This is a genomic window from Paenibacillus yanchengensis, assembly GCF_042684845.1.
Classification (GTDB): Bacteria; Bacillota; Bacilli; order Paenibacillales; family Paenibacillaceae; genus Pristimantibacillus; species Pristimantibacillus yanchengensis.
Map to the genome: position 1 here is coordinate 1 of NZ_JBHUMH010000012.1, position 17,169 is coordinate 17,169.

Below are 17,169 nucleotides of genomic sequence, written 5' to 3' on the forward strand. Positions count from 1 at the left end.
GCAATTACAAATAGAATTATCCGACTATGTCCATTGGTTTAATAATCATCGTATTCATGGAACATTGGACTATCTAACACCTGTACAGTATCGATTACAAGCCCCTAAAAAAATTGTTTGATTTAGTGTTGCCATACCAATAACCGGTACTTCTAGTTCCCTAGCTATTTGTTTCAGTGTTCGGCTGATCTGCGAAACTTCTTCTTGCCTGTTCACTCTGCGTCGCCCACTGCCTTGTATGAGCTGCAGATAATCGATTACGATCATCCCTAGCTCTTTTTCTTTTTTTAACTTACGACATTTGGCACGTATTTGATTTACCGTAATTCCTGGTGTGTCATCGATGTGAATATTTGCGTTTGATAGCAGCCCAACTGCAGTAGACATCCGCTCCCAATCATCACCTTCAAAACGACCTGTACGCATTCGTGTTGCGTCAATCTGTCCTTCAGCACACAGCATACGCTGTACTAGCTGACCTGCAGACATCTATAGGCTAAATATAGCCACCGATTGTTTAATGTTCACGAATCGCGAGAGATCTTAGTCTGGAGAACTCCAAAGAAGGTGGCAATTGACCTTACTATTGATTTAACCCACCCGTGAAGTCCTAATGCTTGACCATCAGAATCATGTATATTCTTTTTCGTTTGATACACTGCAAGCATAGAGAATACCGGCAGCCCAATGGGCTTTTCTTTTCAATTAAAAACAGAACATATATTCCTATAATTAAAATTCCGATCACTTGATCGGTAACATAGATACTACTATTAGGAGGGTAATGATATGGCAAACTACAAAAAACTAGCTTCAGGTTGGCGTTACCGATCCATTTACGAAAGAAGTCCAGGAAAGATCAGAGCGAGGTTTTCGTACGAAAGCAGAAGCAGAACTGGCAGCAGCAGAAGCACTTATGAAGCTGAAACAAGGTTATGAAAAAACAGATTTACCACTGGTAGATTATATTAGAAATTGGATTGAAGAGTACAAAAAAGATAGTGTCAGGAAAAACACAATAAAAATCCATGAAAACAACCTAAAAAATCACATTAAGCCCTACTTCAAGAAACTAATTTTTAAACCACTTAGTGAAAAAGGATCTTAGCAAGAGAACTATCCAAATCATTCATGCGACTGTAGACGAAGCGCTGGAATTAGCGTTACTTCATGGCAAGATCAAACGTAATCCTTGTAAAGGCTCTAAAATCCAGATAGTAACAAATAATAAAGAATGTACTTTTATAGAATCAGATAAAATTACACATTTTCTTCAAGAAGCTCGAGCAGATGGATATACGTATTGGATCTTCTTTAAATTACTTATCGAAACAGGCTTGCGCAAAGGTGAAGCTGCAGCTTTAAAATGGTCCGATATTAACTTCAAGGATCGACTTATTACAATTGATGAAACGTCAAATTTTCAGCCAGATCATGAAGATGAGTTATTTGGAAAAACGAAAACTAAAAATTCCAGCCGAACTATAGCAATTAGTACAAGTATAATCAATGATCTTAAGTATCATCTCACTTGGCAAAATCAAAATAAAATAACGCTTGGAGAGTCAAAATATCGGCACGATCTTAATCTTGTACTGTGCCGAGTTGATGGTAATCCAATGCCTAAATCATCTCTTTGGAATTCATTTAAAAGAATCTTGAAACGAGCTGACTTAAGTCAAGATTTAACGATCCATTCTCTCAGACATACTTATGCTGTACTTATGTTAGAAGCTGATGCAGACATGAAATTTATCCAAGAACAATTAGGACACGGAAGTATTCAAATTACATCCGACGTATACGCGCACATAACAAAAAAGCTACAGCAAAATAACATTACAAAGTATGCATCCCATACTGCCCAAATATTTAATCTAGAAAAAAATAAAGTTGGGGGACGTTCGGGGGACGCCTAACTTTATTTAAGATTTTCCCTTCAAAACGTCCCCCACCATAATCCCCCAAAACCCGCACCACTACAAGCTTTCATCCACTTAGTACTGCGACAAATACTGGTCTCTCTCCCATTGATGAACTTGTGTGCGATACATGTCCCATTCAATCGCCTTTAACTCATAGAAGTGAGAAAACGCATGATCGCCTAGTGCTTCAGCTATTACTTCACTATTTGAAAGTTCATCCAGCGCTTCTTTTAAATCAGCTGGCAAGCTAACTATGCCGCCTTCTGCTCGCTCCTCTTCATTCATCCGATAAATATTGCCATCCGTTGACGATTGAAGCGGTAATTGTTGCTTAATACCGTCTAGTATCGCTTGCAAAATAACAGCCAACGTTAAATATGGATTTGCGGTTGGGTCTGGATTTCGCAGCTCTACCCTTGTCGATAGTCCTCGAGATGCTGGAATCCTTATCATAGGTGATCGGTTACTCATCGACCATGCTACATAACATGGAGCTTCATAGCCAGGAACTAAGCGCTTATAGGAATTAACTGTTGGATTAGTAATAGCTGCCATGGCACGTGCATGTTTCATCATACCCGCCATCGCATATCTAGCGACTTGACTCAATCCAAGCTCGTCCGATTCATCATAAAATGTGTTTTCGTCCTCTTTAAACAATGATATATGACAGTGCATCCCTGAACCATTAACTCCGAACAGTGGTTTAGGCATAAAAGATGCGTGTAAACCATGCAATCTAGCTACCGTTTTGACAACTAGCTTAAATGTTTGAATTTGATCGGCTGCTCGAATCGCATCTGCATATTTAAAATCAATTTCATGCTGTCCAGGTGCAACTTCATGATGGGACGCTTCTACTTCAAAGCCCATTTCCTCCAACGCAATAACGATATCTCGTCGGCAATTTTCTCCCATATCCATCGGCGCTAGATCAAAGTAGCCCCCTTGATCGTTTAATTCTATCGTTGGTTCGCCCCGTTCATCTGTTTTAAATAGAAAGAATTCAGGTTCTGGTCCAACATTCATCGCTGTAAAGCCCATCTTTTCCGCTTCTCTTAATACGCGTTTCAAAATTCCTCGAGGATCACCAGAAAATGGCGTACCATCCGGCATATATACATCACATATTAAACGAGCGATCCGATTTTCCGTTACCCATGGAAATATGACCCAACTATCCAAATCAGGATACAAGTACATATCGGATTCTTCAATTCGCACGTAACCTTCAATAGAAGATCCATCGAACATCATTTTGTTATCTAACGCTTTGTCCAGCTGACTGATAGGAATCTCTACGTTTTTGATTGCGCCGAGTAAATCAGTAAACTGCAATCGAATAAACCGAACATCTTGTTCAATAGCTATTCTTTTAATATCTTCTTTTGTATAAGCCACAAGTGGTCCCTCCGCAACATCGAATAGTAATTTTATTATTTTTTGAAAAAACGAGATAATTGTCCTTGAATCATGGAAGCTTTACTACCATGTCGCTGTTCTAATAATTCTTGTTTTAAAAGCTGGTGCATTTGTTTACGCGATAATTTTTCTGGCAGAGTCGTCTCTGATAGCGAAATCAACGCAATCGCTTCGTCACTTTGCTGCTCGGCTGTATGTGCAGTAGGATTTATCATTTGTTTAATACCAGCAATATTTATCCCTTTTTCAATCCATTTTTTAATTTCTAATAATCGTTCAACATCGTTAAACGAAAAAGTTCGTTGATTGCCTACTGTTCGGGCAGGATTTACTAAACCTTGTTGTTCATAGTAACGTATTTGTCTGGCAGTAAGATCGGTTAGCTTCATAACAATCCCCATAGAGAACAAAGCCATATTACGGCGCTGGTCATCATCTGTCATCGCACATCAACCTTCCTAACAACCCTTTTCATTAAGTTTATCCAGCAAAAAAAAGGGTGTCAAGTACGACACCCTTTTCTGTTCATATAATTAATGGTAATACACTCTGTTTAATCCAATTTCACTAACTGTTTTTCCACCAATAACTGAAGCGCTTGTAGGATGCCATACTTCGCATGAGCATAGGTTAATCCACCCTGCAAATACGCAATATACGGCTCTCTAATCGGAGCATCGCATGACAACTCTAAACTTCCTCCTTGGATAAATGTACCGGCAGCCATAATAACTTCACTCTCATATCCCGGCATTTCTGCTGGCACTGGCAGTACATAGCTATCTACAGCGGCTGCTTTCTGTACTCCTTGTACAAAAGCAATAAGTTGTTCAGCAGTATCGAACTGCACCGCTTGAATTAAATCCGTTCGTTGCGCATTCCACTCCGGCTTCGTAACAAACCCTAAACGTTGCAGCACACCAGCAGCGAGAATACTTCCTTTTATCGCTTGCGAAACGATGTGTGGAGCCATAAACAAACCTTGATACATCAATCTCATCGTGCCAAGCATAGCTCCAACTTCACCACCTATCCCCGGAGCAGTAAGACGCTGTGCAGCTGCATCTACTGCCCACTGCTTGCCGGCGATGTAACCTCCTGTTTCTGCTAAGCCACCACCTGGATTTTTAATTAAAGATCCAGCCATTATGTCAGCTCCAACTGCTGTTGGCTCCAACAACTCCGTAAATTCTCCGTAGCAATTATCAACAAAAACAATTAAATCAGTACGAATTTGTTTGACACGATAAATCATTTGCTTAATCTGTTCTACTGTAAAAGAAGATCGCCAATCATATCCTCGAGAACGTTGAATGCCAATCACTTTCGTTTTATCTGTTATAGCAGTTACTATCGAATCCCAGTCCAATTCATCGTTTGGAAGTAAATCAATGTGATTATAATCGATTCCCCAATCTTGTAATGATCCGATACCATCATTTTTTTCGCCAATGACTTTATGTAACGTATCGTATGGTCGTCCTGTAATGTACAATAGTTCATCATTTGGTCGTAAAATACCAAATAATGCACAACTTATCGTATGTGTGCCAGATACAAAATGTGGTCTAACTATAGCTGCTTCAGCACCCATTATATCGGCATAGATAAGATCCAACACTTCTCTACCACGATCATTATAGCCATAGCCTGTTGAACCTGCAAAATGATAATCACTCACTTGATGTGCTTGAAATGAGCGCGTTATTTTCCACTCATTTTGTTGTGCAATAGATTCTGTTCTAGCGAATGCGGGAGCTACTTGTTGTTCTACTTCTTCCGCTAATTGCAATAAATGTTGCATCAAATCGTTATTCATTATTACTACCCTTTCATCGTAAATCCTCAGGCCTGATCGACATCAATTCTTGCTTGCTAGGTACTGAATTAGCATATGTTTGCAGCAATCTCACCGCTTGGTGACGAATCGCTTTTTCCAATATATTACGAACATATCGTGCATTACTAAAGGAAAATATATCACTCATTTTTGCTTGCAGCAATTGTTCCCTTAGTTTAAACAAAGTAGCTGGCAGTAATACATACTCCCGTTCTTGCAACATAAGTTCGCCTATCTGCATAAGTTGATCGATCGAATAGTCTGGAAATTGTATTTGTATTGGAAAACGGGAAGGTAAACCTGGATTAGTTTGCAAAAAGTCTTCGATCTCCGCTGGATAACCGGCTAATATTAAAATAAATTGACTTCGATGATCTTCCATCGCTTTTACTAATGTATCAATAGCTTCTTTTCCAAAATCTTTTTCTCCACCACGAGCTAAACTATAAGCTTCATCAACGAAAAGCACGCCGCCCATCGCTTTTTTCACTAAATCTCGTGTTTTTTGTGCCGTATGCCCAATGTATTCTCCTACCAAATCAGCGCGTTCTACTTCAATTAAGTGACCTTTACTCAAAACACCCATCTTTTGAAACAATTTGGCAATAATCCGAGCAATCGTTGTTTTTCCCGTACCAGGATTACCTTTAAAGATCATATGATAAACTTGAGAACCACTCGTAAGACCAGCTTCAGCTCGTACTTTACTAATGTATAGTAGCGCATAAATTTCATACACGAGTGATTTCACATTATCCATCCCGATCATTTGCTCCAATTCCTTCTCTATTACAGCATAATGATCTGCATCTGGCAATGGTTTAGCTATTACTTTATCCGTTTCCTGTTCCTCTAACACCGTTGCGGAGCTACTGTTTTGATAGGTCTCTTGATTACTTAACACAATGTTAATTTGCCGAGAAGGACGATTCGTAATATGACTCGCTCCTCTCGCACTATTTTTATTCATCTGTCGATCACCATTCCTTTTCACAAAAGGCTAGCGGCAAGCGCACTACAAGTGTATTCTAGCTTGTTGCAGCTTATTAACAGATTTACTTAATTGCATGAGGAGATAGTAATCCTACTTTTAATAGTAACCATTCTAGCTTCCATTTCGTAACAGAAACTATTTCTCGTGCTTGATGATATACGGGGTGAAGCACTTTCGACTTAACAGCATAACCTGCTACTTGCTCATATTCTAAATAGTTTGCTATATCCAAAGCTCGAGCCAAATGAAAATCATGCGATATAATAATAGCGGAATTCAGTTTATTCTCTGCCATTATCGTTTTACTATATTTCAAATTTTGAAACGTATTGACGGCTTGATCATCCAAAAACAGATTTTCCTTGGGGACACCACGCTCTATTAAATATTGCTGCATCCCTTCTGCTTCACTAATTGTTGAGGCAAGCCCACCATAACCACCTGATAGAATCATAGTTTTCACAAGACCAGCTTTATACAAAGCAAGCACGCCATCCAATCGCTCTTGTAGAGCAGGGCTAGGCTTATCTCGCCATAATGCTGCTCCTAAAATAATAGCAGTGTCGGCTTTTGAAATCATTTCCATATTTCTGGATTCCTTTGGAATTGTATTAATAAAAACTAATGCAAATATACACCAAAGTAAAAACAAGCTACAGCATGTAATAACGGTCACTACCATTTTTTTAAATGTGGAGCGTTTTGTTCGTTTAGACCGTTTCTTTTTTTTCTGTCTTGCATGCGACACCTACATCACCTCTTCATGTCTATAACAAATTGTTTATAATGCTTTCTTGATAAATCAAAGTAAGGAAAACGATTATGTTTTATATCACGAAGCAATTGTTTCACTGTCCTTGATGCTAAATCTGCATCTTTTTCAGTCACTTTCCCTTGCTCTAACGCTGCTAATAATTCGTCTTCATCTAGCAAAACGAACTTGTTATCAGGAAATATAACGATATCTAAATATAAATCTTCGAACCAAGGTACTTGCTGCTCCGTAATGCCTTGTTTTTTACAAATATCAATATACCATTGTACCACTGATCCACACTCATCAAACATAGTCGTCACTACATAATGAGCATCTTTGGGATAATGTTGTAACCAAACATAATTTTGATCTGCTAGACAAAGTTTTCTATCTTCATACTTCCGCCATAAAGGATCGCGCATTTCATGTATATAATAAACAGTAACGAGTCCTCGAATATGCTTATCACGATAAGCTTCACAACGAAAGGTTCTATTAATAATTCTACGCCAGTTTGCTCGATCAGAAAATTTTCTTTTCATATAGCGTACCTTCCAATCCATCTTGTTGTTGGTAGAATACCATAATTTTCCGAAAATCGCTATAAGAAAGCCCGGAAGCAGTTGCTAACCGGGCTTTTATCGTTTAGTTATGGAACATGCTATTGCACTGCATCGTTTAACATATTATTACCAATATCTACTGGCATAGAAGTTTGTGCGGGCTGACCTATTCCTGACTCATCAGGAGTAGGCTCAGGTAGTTCCGAAGGTGGCGCCTCTGTAACCGGAGGATCTGTCGGCAGCTCCGTTACTGGTGGTTCTGTAGCAGGCAGCTCTCCTGTTTCACCACCATCTGGTGGATTAGTAGGAGATATCGTTTCCTCTGGCAATTCAGTAGGGAAATCGGTTGGATAAGGCTCCAACGGATCAGTTTCCATTGGTACATCTGTTTCGGTCCATTCATCTTCGGTGACATCTACAGTTAATACATTAGAACGAGTACTCTCTACATCTGTATTTGGATTATATACCGTTACGTAATAACTATACTGATTACCGCCCATCACCGAAGTATCCCATAATTCAGTACCAGCCGTTTCACCATACAAACTGTAGTTTTGTTCGTTATTTTGTTTCCGATAAACGAAGTATGTTACTCCTTCTTCTTTTACCGCATCCCAGTTTAATACGACTGTCATTTGTTCGGCAATAAAATCAAGTTTGAAGTTAGAAACTTGTACCGGTGGTGGCGTAGCTTCAACCACCTGTTCTACTTTTTTGAAGCTTGATTTTTTCACATTTTTCATTGCAGGTCCCATCACTTTTGCAAACAATGCCGCTGCTTGGGAACTATTGCTTTGCAACAAGTGATCTTTGTCAGGGGTATCGTAGCCCATCCAAATGGCAGCTGTCCATTCTGGCGTATAGCCAACAAACCATGCATCTCGAATCCCATTTCCTTTGTAGCCTGCAATACCATGCTGCGTTGTTCCTGTTTTGCCCGCCACTGGTCGATCGATGGCAGCTTTTACGCCAGTTCCGCCTTTTTCGACTACTTTTAACATCATATCTGTTAAGTAACTAGCAGTTTGTGAAGAGATAAGTTGCTCTTGTTTTGGCGCCTTATATTCTTTCTCATACTTATTTGGTCCTTCAATTTTACGAATCGTATGCGGATCAACCGTTTTTCCATCATTAGCAATAATACTATAGGCTGTTGCCATTTGTAGTGGAGATACCCCCACTGTTAGTCCACCTAGTGCTAGCGATAAGTTACGATCTTCTTTTGGCAATTCCATACCAAGCTTCGCTGAAAAATTCATTCCTTGTTTAGCTCCGATTTCATTTAACAACCATACAGCAGCCAAGTTTCGTGAATCTTTCATCGCCTGCGACATCGAAACAGAAACTGCTCCCCATCGATCACGTGGACAATAATTGTCAAAACAAGTGCGATCAATTTTCAGTGTCGTATTCGGGGTATATTTTCCCGTTTCTAACGCTGGTCCAAATACACTAATAGGTTTAAATGCAGATCCTGGTTGTCGTTTCGCATATATCCGATTGAACCCTTTTTTCACATAATCTCTTCCGCCAGATACAGCTTGAATTTCACCAGTTCGATGATCGATAATAACCATAGCTGCTTGTGATTTCTGTTCATCTACACTGGAATCAAAGTTACTATCGTTATTGAATTCTTTTTCTACTACTTGTTGCGCAGTTGGATTCAACGTAGTATAGATGCGATAGCCACCCATACGTAGTTCTTCTTCCGTCATTTTCGTCATTTCAATCGCTTCATCAATGACAATGTCAACAAAAGCAGAATGTTTTTCTGTCGATTTCTTCTCAATGTTGGCTGGTGGTACATATTCTACTTCTTTTGCTTCATTCATCTCTTGTTCTGTAATATAACCTTGATCGTACATCAACTTAAGCACGACAGCTCGCCTTGCTTTAGAATCTATCGGATGCTTTAGTGGGTTAAAACGATTAGGTGCTTTCGGAATAGCGGCAAGTGTTGCCATCTCCCATAATTCTAATTCATCCAAATCTTTGTCAAAATAAAAATCAGCGGCATTTTTAATCCCGTGCATCCGATGTCCGAAGAAAATACGATTTAAGTACATCGTCAATATTTCTTCTTTCGTTAATTTTTGCTCTAATGCTACGGAAATAGATGCTTCAGTCGCTTTTCGTAACAATGTCTTTTCGGAAGATAAAAATACGTTTTTCGCTAGCTGCTGCGTAATAGTACTTGCCCCTTCTACAGCTTCTCTAGCAACAATATCTTTCACTACTGCTCGTCCAATAGCCCAAAAATCCAACCCTGAATGTTCTAGAAAACGCTGATCTTCCGTAGCTATAACAGCTTCTTTTAACTTCTCGGGAATATCGGCATATTCTACAATTTCTCTATTTTCATTAACATCGTATAATTTGGCAATTTCATTATCATTTATATCATAAATAATTGATGTTTGCCCAAAGTTAAGCTTATTGCCATGTTCCGAAAGAATTCTTTCTCCATTCATAATGATCATTAAGTATCCAACAATTGCGCAGACGATGGCAATTACTAACGAAAAGAAAAAAATATAAAACCAGGTCATACCTGTCATTTTTTTCTTTCTTTTCTTTTTTGTTGATTTTCTTGATCGATTTTGTTCGCTATTGGATGTTCGTTTTGGTTGTTCAGCCATCACTGACTCCCCTCTCTGCGATGCTTTATTAGCACTCTCTTTATATGATTTAACCGCAAGCTGTCATTCACCCACCACCATTAAAATATACCGATGAAAAGCGAAAAGAGCAACCTGCCGAGCGGTTGCTCTTGCTTGCCGCTATCTAATTAAACGAACGAGTCTATCATAATGTTTCAAAAAACTATTTTAGTTAATCATTATTGGTATTTTCTGTCTGCATTAATGATACATTACGTTGTGGCGTAAATGTAGAAACCGCATGCTTGTAAATCATTTGTTGACGACCTTCACTATCAATAATAATAATATAATTATCAAATGCTTTAATAACACCACGTATTTGGAAGCCGTTCATTAAAAATACGGTTACTGGTATGCCTTCTTTACGCAGTTGGTTCAAAAATGTATCTTGAATATTGACTGATTTGTTCATTGAACGTTACCCCCGTCTAATAATTAATAGTTTCTACTTTACTTATATTCCCGATAATAATCGAACTTTCCTGCTATTATACCATGAATTGCCTGCAAATTGTTGTTAAAGTTTTGTTCCATATCTATCCATTGTATTTCAGACATATGTCGAAACCATGACAATTGACGTTTTGCGAATCGCCTTGTGTCTCTTTTTAACAATTGTACAGCTTCTTCTAACGTTAATTCACCTCTAAGGTGCATCGCCATTTCTTTATACCCAAGTGCCTGCAACGGTACGTTATGAGGTGGAGGATCGAGAGCTAATAGTGCTTTTACCTCTTCTAACAATCCTTCTTCCATCATCTGATCGATTCTTTGTTCGATCCGCTCATATAATAGCGCTCGATTTACACTAAGCCCGATAATACATAATTCATATGGAGATTGTTTCAATTGATTTTTCTGCTGCTCCGAAAAGGTTTGTCCTGTCAAATGGTATACTTCTAACGCCCGAATAACACGTCTAGTATCATTAGGGTGCAATCTTTCGGCGGCTTCTTCGTCAATTATTGCCAGTTTTGCATGAAGTGCTGTATTGCCATTTGTTGCAGCGTAATTTTCTTGCATAACACGAAATTGTTCATCTTCTCCAATCGAAGCAAATCGATATTCATATAACAACGATTCAATATAAAGGCCCGTACCGCCAACGATAAAGGGGAGCTGCGACCGATCGCTTATCTCTTGAATCAGTTGTTTCGCATCCGCTTGAAATTCTGCTGCTGAATATGCAACCTGTGGATCGCATATATCAATCAGATGATGAGGAATATTTTCCATCTCTGTTGCATTTATTTTTGCTGTCCCAATGTCCATTCCTCGGTAAACTTGCATAGAATCACCAGATATTATTTCAGCATTCCACACTTTAGCTAGTTCAATACTTAATTTTGTTTTTCCGACTGCCGTTGGTCCTAATAATACTAACAACGGCTGCTTACGCACACCGCTGTTTACTTCCGAATAATTCCATTTACTTGCTCGTATCAATCTCAATCACTCCGTAAGCAATTTTCGTTCTATTTATTAATCGCTTGTTAAAGCCAAGCAAACCAAACTGATCACTGCTAACGTGTTCTTTCATGACAACCGTTTTTCGTGCCACTCGTTTCGCCTGGGTTACTGCATCCAATAAAAGCGGATGATCGTTAGCTAAAAAACGTAGTGGCTCAATTGAATTGGATTGCTGCACAGGAACCGTAAACATCGGATCAAAATAAACAATATCAACACTTTTTGTATCCAGCTTTTGCAAAAAACGATAATAATCGGATTGCATTAATTCAATTCTACGCATTGCTTGGTCTGCTTCCACTAAGCCTGTCTTATAATCTTGTAGCCCTTCTTTGGCTAAAGTATACACTATCGGTTCACTTTCAACAGCAATAACCCGCCCTGCCGTCCCTACCGCATGTGAAAAAACAATAGCATCACTACATAGCCCTGCGGTACAATCAACGACAATATCGCCAGAAGTGCAGCGAGCATAGTCCATCAATGTATCCACCTGACCTTGCAACATGCGTTTCAGCCGTACTAGTGCCATACTAGGATGAAAAAAATACGGAGACTCCAATTCGGATGAATAAAAGCGTACTTCTCTTTCCGTGACGACGACAACCCCATCTTCACTTCGCTGCAATAAACGATGAACAGAAAGTTTGGCTCGCTCTTGCCAGCTAGCAGATAGTTGTTGCGCCAGACGAAGAGACTGATGCAACACTTTCTCGCTCGGCTTAGGTGAAGTTGTTACGATCAAGACATCACCCGCTTAAACATTTTTTGTAACTCATATATAGAAAAATGGACAATGATTGGGCGACCGTGTGGACACGTATAGGGCTGCTCACAACTAGCCAGTCTGCGCAGCAACATATCTCCTTCTTCCCTCGTCAATCGGTCGTTCGCTTTAATAGAAGCTTTACAAGCACACATAATGGCAGCTTTTTCACGTAATTTGTCAATAGGGACAGCTTTGCGCTCCGTTAATAGCCAATCAGTCATTTCTTCAATCAGCGCGGCTTCTTCCCCTACCGGCATCCATTCTGGGTGCGCTCGTACAAGAAAGGTTTGTCCACCGAATGGTTCCAATTGTACTCCCGCTTGTTCCAACAAAGGTAAATAATCTCTAATTTGCTTTGCTTCTTGTGGTGCATATTCTAGCGTTGTAGGCAACAACATTGTTTGACTTGCTTGTGACGATTTGGTAAATTTCTCAATAAAATATTCATAATTAATTCGTTCGTGAGCAGCATGTTGATCGATCAAATATAGTCCGTCTTCCGCTTGCGCAACGATATATGTTCCATGATGTTGTCCAATCCAATGCAGCTCTGGAAAGGTTACAGTAGAATGATGAGATGGTATAGCATCGGTGGAGTCCGTTATATTAGGTTCTGCTTGCACCGTTTCCGACTGGACTGGTGTAGACTGATCAGATTCATTTATTTTACCAGGTTTGTACAGTCGATCCGTAGCATCAGTTGGTATTTTCACACTATGCTCCGGCTGTGATGGATAATGTGTATACGCCGATTGCTTCTTACTATCACTATTTCTATTACTTAGACTATTACTCATGCTGTCACTTGTACTATCACTATTACTAAAACTATTACTCTGAGACGTATATGGTTGCTGCACTGATTCTTTGGTCACTGCTATTCCATCGTTCAAATGAAATGTAATCGCATCTTGCACATATGCAGGTTTCGCTTGTTTTTGCTTTACGCTGTCTGCACCCGCAGGAATATATCGCTCTGATTGCAACGCCGCTCGTACTGTTTTTTCTAGCAATTGCTTCAACTCTTGCTCTTTACTAAAACGAACTTCCATTTTCGATGGATGAACGTTCACATCAAGTAATGTAGGGTGCATCTCCAATTCAATAACCGCCAGCGGAAAACGATGAATCGGCAAGAAGGTATGATAAGCAGTAACTAGTACTTGATTAATAGCGAATGAACGGATATATCGTCCATTGACAATAACAGTAATCCCATTACGATTACTACGATTTAATTCCGGGCGAGAAACAAATCCACGAATCGTATAATCAGCATCTTCCGCACTAATCTCTTGCATCGCTTTTGCCGTATTCCGCCCATAAACAGCAGCAATCACTTGCAATCTGTCTCCAGAACCAATCGTTTGTAAAATCGCATTTCCATTATGCTTTAACGAAATAGATATAGCCGGATGAGCAAGCGCAATTCGATTAATATAATCTGCAATATGCCCTATTTCTGTCTGAACACTTTTCATATATTTCAATCGAGCAGGAGTGTTATAAAAGATGTCCTTTACGACAATTCTGGTACCTAGTGGCGCGTTACAACGCTCAACACGAGTGATATGACCACCTTCAACAGCAATAACAGTTCCAATACCGTCGTTGTTGTCAGATGATACCAATTCTATTCGGGACACAGCAGCAATACTCGGTAATGCTTCCCCTCGAAAACCTAAACTGGCAATGCGAAATAAATCGCTACTAGTCGTAATTTTGCTTGTCGCGTGACGCAAAAATGCTTGTGGAATATCTGCCTCATGAATCCCGCTCCCATTATCTATGACAGTAATCGAAGTAAGCCCGCCTTCTTCAACAGTAATATCTATCGTAGTACTACCAGCATCGATGGCGTTTTCGACTAATTCCTTGACTATGGAAGCCGGGCGTTCCACCACTTCACCAGCTGCAATTTGGTTTGCTAATTGTTCTGCGAGAACGTTAATTTTACGGTCATTAGTGTCCATTTTCAAAAACCTACTTTCTTAACCAATCTTTCAAAAGCCTTCCCAAATTATTTGTTTTACTTCAATTTGTTCTTCATATCATGAATCCATTGCATTGCTTGCATCGGCGTCATATTCATCAAATCTATTTTCTTTAATTCTGTCACTAATTTTTGTTCCGTTTTGTTGTCTGCTATAGCAGCTACTTTGGATGGTATTATTTCTACACGTTCAGCAGTTACTGCCACTTGTTCGTCAAAAAATAAGTCGAGTTGTTCTAACTTCACCTGTTTCGCTTGTACTGCACGTGGTAATTCTTGCTCAACGACTGTTAACAGCTCGTAAGCTCGTCCAATAATGGAACGTGGTAATCCAGCCAGTTCTGCACAATAAATACCATAGCTACTATCAGCAGCACCCTCTACTAACTTACGTAAAAAAGTAATCTGACCATCTCGTTCCTCTACCGCCATACGGCTGTTGACCAAAGTTGGTAATGTCTGCTCCAAATGAGAGAGTTCGTGAAAGTGAGTAGATACTAGTGCTTTACAACCGACATGATGATGAATATATTCGATAACAGCTTGAGCAATCGCCATACCTTCGTCTGTTGATGTTCCTCTACCTAATTCATCAATAATGACAAGACTTTTCTTGGTCGCTTTTTCGGTCATTAATTGAATATCTTTCATTTCGACCATAAATGTACTTTGACCACCAATTAGATCATCCGCCGCTCCAATCCGAGTAAATATACGGTCGATCAAAGGGACAGTAGCATGCTGAGCTGGTACAAAACAACCGATTTGTGCCATAATACAAATGAGAGCAACTTGCCGCATATACGTACTTTTTCCTGCCATATTGGGACCAGTAATTAACAAAATAGAAGAACTCGCTTCTTCTAAATTCGTGTCATTGGTTATAAAAGAAGTTTGCTCAAGCATCGCTTCTACGACTGGATGACGTCCGTCTCCAATCGTCAAATCATAGTGGTCCGAAATTTGTGGTCGCACATATCTACGAGCCGCACTAACAGTAGCTAATGACTGATACACATCTAGCTCAGCGATAATAGTAGCTGCTTGTTGTAGTCGTTTAAGATGCCCAGCTATATTATTGCGAAGTTGAACAAATTGCTCGTATTCAATATCAACCATTTTATCTTCTGCTTCTAAAATAAGCTTTTCTTTTTCTTTTAACTCCGGCGTTACAAATCGTTCCGCATTGGCTAACGTTTGTTTGCGCTCGTATCTTCCTTCAGGCAGCACCGCCAAATTCGATTTTGAAATTTCTAAGTAATAACCAAATATTCTATTAAATCCAATCTTTAATGACTTAATTCCTGTTGCTTCTCTTTCTCGAGCTTCTAATTCAGCTAGCCATTTCTTTCCATTCACACTCGCTTCACGCAATTGATCCAAATAATCATCCCAACCAGCATTAATTAGCCCACCTTCTCGAATTGAAATAGGCGCGTCTTCCACAAGCACTTGCTCGATGTGATCAGCAATATCTTGACAAGTATCCATGCCATCAACGATTTTAATTAATGCTGGTATTTGGGATGATTGACATAGCTGCTGCAATATCGGTATTTTACGTAACGACAACCGTAATGCATTCAAATCCCTTCCGTTCGCACTTCCATATGCTACTCTGCCTACTAATCTTTCCAAATCATAAATGGGAGCTAATTCACTACGCAAATCCTCCCGCAAGATCAAGTTTTTGTACAATCCTTCCACGACATCTAGCCGCGTTTCGATATTCGCTTGATCGATTAGTGGTTTATCAATAAAACGGCGAAGCATTCGGGCTCCCATAGCGGTCTGTGTAGCATCTAGCAACCATAGCAAGGACCCTTTTTTACTGCGATCACGTACTGTTTCTATTAACTCTAGATTTCGTCTAGTGTAATGATCCAATACCATATACTGATCCGTCTCATACTCTCGTATGTTTTGCACATGTGCTAATGACCGTTTTTGCGTTTCTTCCAAATAAGTAATCATCAATTGAATGACGGACAATCGTGGTGCGGATAATAAAGTAATTTCATCTTCTTTTAATTGTTTTTGTACTAATTGCATGGCGACAGATTGTTCCAACACTTCATATGGCGTCATCGGAACCGTAATATTTAATCGCTCTTTTAATGTATCAAGTATGCCTGCATCACCGATAATTTCCGCAGGTTCATACAATTGCACTTCATCTATCAGAACATTCCATTGCTGCGACATATGAGTAACATATAACTCACCAGTTGATAAATCGCAAGCTGCTAAAGCTAGAGATTCCTCCGCCTGAACTACAGCGACAATAAAATTGTTTTCATTACTAGGTAATGCTTTCGTTTCCATGACGGTTCCTGGTGTAACAACTCGGACAATCTCTCGTTTTACAATTCCTTTGGCACTCGCTGGATCTTCCACTTGTTCACAAATAGCTACTTTATATCCTTTTTCCACTAAACGATTAATATAATTTTCTGCGGAATGATACGGCACACCACACATTGGAATTTTCTCTGTACCGCCGCCTCCACGTCCTGTTAACGTTATTTCTAACTCTCGAGAAGCTAATATAGCATCATCAAAAAACATCTCATAAAAATCACCTAATCTAAAAAACAAGAAAGCATCTTTCGCTTCTTCTTTGATCTCAAAATACTGCTGAATCATTGGAGTATAACCTGACATGTCAATCCCCCTGCCTAACGGCTAAAAAAATAGATATTATAATAAATAATGTCTTCATTACTTATCTATTATAACAAGCCAAGCAAAGGTAAACCATGTAACT

At 39.4% G+C, this 17,169-nt stretch carries 15 protein-coding genes and 1 pseudogene; 3 read left to right on the plus strand and 13 right to left on the minus strand.

The features are described from left to right. On the plus strand, positions 1–121 hold a 121-nt coding region (locus tag ACFSTH_RS03700; RefSeq protein WP_377793604.1), incomplete at its 5' end, for an IS3 family transposase. On the opposite strand, the pseudogene ACFSTH_RS03705 reads toward ACFSTH_RS03700, so the two are convergent. Continuing rightward, positions 112–513: pseudogene (locus ACFSTH_RS03705) on the minus strand (DnaB-like helicase C-terminal domain-containing protein); the annotation flags it as partial. The gene ACFSTH_RS03700 and the pseudogene ACFSTH_RS03705 sit on opposite strands and share 10 nt — an antisense overlap. A 403-nt stretch (positions 514–916) precedes the next feature. Here ACFSTH_RS03705 and ACFSTH_RS03710 point away from each other — a divergent pair. After that, entirely contained in the window at positions 917–1,108 is a 192-nt protein-coding gene (locus ACFSTH_RS03710) for a tyrosine-type recombinase/integrase (protein WP_377771419.1), read from the plus strand. Beyond that, the gene (locus tag ACFSTH_RS03715; RefSeq protein ID WP_377771421.1) at positions 1,092–1,919 is read left to right on the plus strand and encodes a site-specific integrase; all 828 of its coding nucleotides are present in this window, start codon (positions 1,092–1,094) and stop codon (positions 1,917–1,919) included. Before ACFSTH_RS03710 ends, ACFSTH_RS03715 begins: the two co-directional genes overlap by 17 nt. Before the next feature lie 78 nt (positions 1,920–1,997). Here ACFSTH_RS03715 and glnA read toward each other — a convergent pair whose 3' ends face one another. The 12 genes from glnA to mutS all read right to left on the minus strand — a co-directional run bounded on the left by glnA (position 1,998) and on the right by mutS (position 17,066). Further along, on the minus strand, positions 1,998–3,326 hold the full coding sequence (glnA, locus tag ACFSTH_RS03720; protein WP_377771423.1) for a type I glutamate--ammonia ligase: 1,329 nt from the start codon (positions 3,324–3,326) through the stop codon (positions 1,998–2,000). Positions 3,327–3,361: 35 nt separating this feature from the next. Continuing rightward, complete coding sequence (locus ACFSTH_RS03725) at positions 3,362–3,790, minus strand: MerR family transcriptional regulator (protein ID WP_377771425.1); 429 nt, start codon at positions 3,788–3,790, stop codon at positions 3,362–3,364. A 110-nt stretch (positions 3,791–3,900) separates the two neighbouring features. Beyond that, the gene (locus tag ACFSTH_RS03730) at positions 3,901–5,166 is read right to left on the minus strand and encodes a methionine gamma-lyase family protein (protein WP_377771427.1); all 1,266 of its coding nucleotides are present in this window, start codon (positions 5,164–5,166) and stop codon (positions 3,901–3,903) included. 13 nt (positions 5,167–5,179) lie between these two features. Then, positions 5,180–6,157, minus strand: coding sequence for an AAA family ATPase (locus tag ACFSTH_RS03735; RefSeq protein WP_377771429.1), 978 nt, complete (start codon positions 6,155–6,157; stop codon positions 5,180–5,182). An 85-nt stretch (positions 6,158–6,242) separates the two neighbouring features. Beyond that, on the minus strand, positions 6,243–6,767 hold the full coding sequence (locus ACFSTH_RS03740; RefSeq protein WP_377771431.1) for a YdcF family protein: 525 nt from the start codon (positions 6,765–6,767) through the stop codon (positions 6,243–6,245). A 167-nt stretch (positions 6,768–6,934) separates the two neighbouring features. Beyond that, complete coding sequence (locus ACFSTH_RS03745; protein WP_377771433.1) at positions 6,935–7,480, minus strand: DUF402 domain-containing protein; 546 nt, start codon at positions 7,478–7,480, stop codon at positions 6,935–6,937. 119 nt (positions 7,481–7,599) lie between these two features. Next, on the minus strand, positions 7,600–10,146 hold the full coding sequence (locus ACFSTH_RS03750) for a PBP1A family penicillin-binding protein (RefSeq protein ID WP_377771434.1): 2,547 nt from the start codon (positions 10,144–10,146) through the stop codon (positions 7,600–7,602). 193 nt (positions 10,147–10,339) lie between these two features. After that, positions 10,340–10,582 carry an RNA chaperone Hfq gene (gene hfq, locus ACFSTH_RS03755; RefSeq protein ID WP_377771436.1) on the minus strand — a complete coding sequence of 81 codons (243 nt, stop codon included), beginning with the start codon at positions 10,580–10,582 and terminating at the stop codon, positions 10,340–10,342. 38 nt (positions 10,583–10,620) lie between these two features. After that, entirely contained in the window at positions 10,621–11,616 is a 996-nt protein-coding gene (miaA, locus tag ACFSTH_RS03760) for a tRNA (adenosine(37)-N6)-dimethylallyltransferase MiaA (protein WP_377771438.1), read from the minus strand. Continuing rightward, a complete protein-coding gene (locus tag ACFSTH_RS03765) occupies positions 11,600–12,385 on the minus strand; it encodes a class I SAM-dependent methyltransferase (RefSeq protein WP_377771440.1) in 786 nt (261 codons plus the stop codon). The genes miaA and ACFSTH_RS03765 overlap by 17 nt, the downstream gene beginning before the upstream one ends. Next, positions 12,382–14,382, minus strand: coding sequence for a DNA mismatch repair endonuclease MutL (gene mutL, locus ACFSTH_RS03770; RefSeq protein WP_377771442.1), 2,001 nt, complete (start codon positions 14,380–14,382; stop codon positions 12,382–12,384). The genes ACFSTH_RS03765 and mutL overlap by 4 nt, the downstream gene beginning before the upstream one ends. Positions 14,383–14,438: 56 nt before the next feature. Further along, positions 14,439–17,066, minus strand: coding sequence for a DNA mismatch repair protein MutS (gene mutS, locus ACFSTH_RS03775; protein WP_377771444.1), 2,628 nt, complete (start codon positions 17,064–17,066; stop codon positions 14,439–14,441). Positions 17,067–17,169: the final 103 nt, after the last annotated feature.